The organism is Vibrio sp. D173a, from assembly GCF_030248475.1.
On sequence record NZ_JAHGAH010000874.1, the window covers coordinates 1 to 940 of the forward strand.

General features: G+C 45.0%; 1 protein-coding gene and 1 pseudogene. One reads left to right on the forward strand and one right to left on the reverse strand.

What is annotated here, in order from left to right; all coding sequences use genetic code 11:
• Positions 1-479 (forward strand): annotated as a pseudogene (locus KIV40_RS29945) (glutamine--tRNA ligase); the annotation flags it as partial.
• A gap of 80 nt (positions 480-559) precedes the next feature.
• On the opposite strand, the gene KIV40_RS29950 reads toward KIV40_RS29945, so the two are convergent.
• Positions 560-940 (reverse strand): hypothetical protein (locus tag KIV40_RS29950; protein ID WP_285352909.1); only part of this gene is annotated, 381 nt, incomplete at its 5' end.

Sequence of the window (940 nt, forward strand, 5' to 3'; positions counted from 1 at the left end):
AAGCAAACAAGAAGTACAAGCGTTTGGTTCTAGGTAAAGAAGTTCGCCTACGTGGTGCTTACGTGATCAAAGCTGAGCGTATCGAGAAAGATGCAGAAGGTAACATCACAACGATCTTCTGTTCTTACGATGACGAAACACTAGGTAAGAACCCATCAGATGGGCGTAAAGTGAAAGGCGTTATCCACTGGGTATCAGCTGATAAAGCATTGCCTGCAGAGATTCGTCTGTACGATCGTCTATTCACAGTTGCTAACCCAGCGGCTGCGGATGATTTCGCTGCAACAATCAACCCTGACTCTCTGGTTAAACTGAATGGTTTCGTTGAGCCAAGCCTAGCAGAAGCTGCGCCAGAACAAGGCTTCCAGTTTGAGCGTACTGGTTACTTCTGTGTAGATTCAAAAGAGTCTAAAGCAGATGCGCTAGTATTCAACCGTACGGTTGGCCTGCGTGACACTTGGGGTAAAACTGAAGCTTAATTGTACTTTCTGTTAGACATATTAAAAGCCGGCATCATTGCCGGCTTTTTTGTATCTAGCTCTAGCGCTTGAATATCAAATTATTGATTAGGATCTTGTTGAGTGACTTCTCCGGTGCGTGAGTTATACCAAAACACATAGCCTGCATTATTTGGATCACTGTCGAAATCGACTCGCGTGTAGATGTAGTAACAGATCGCGAGCTTAGTCTGGGAAGAACAATCCTTGGCGACAAAACTCAAGTTTTGACGACGAGTAACAAAATCAAAGTCACCGGACTGGTTTGGGTCTGTGGTTGCAGTGAGGTCTGTTGTCATAATGGCATCCCAAATCGAGACGCAGCCTTGATCGCCTTGACCAATATTATAAGGCTGACCCATTGGGTTACCTTTATCTACACCTAATGGATAGCCGACGTCGTTGACATCAAGTTGAGCATTACCATCTTCGTCTTCCCCAAA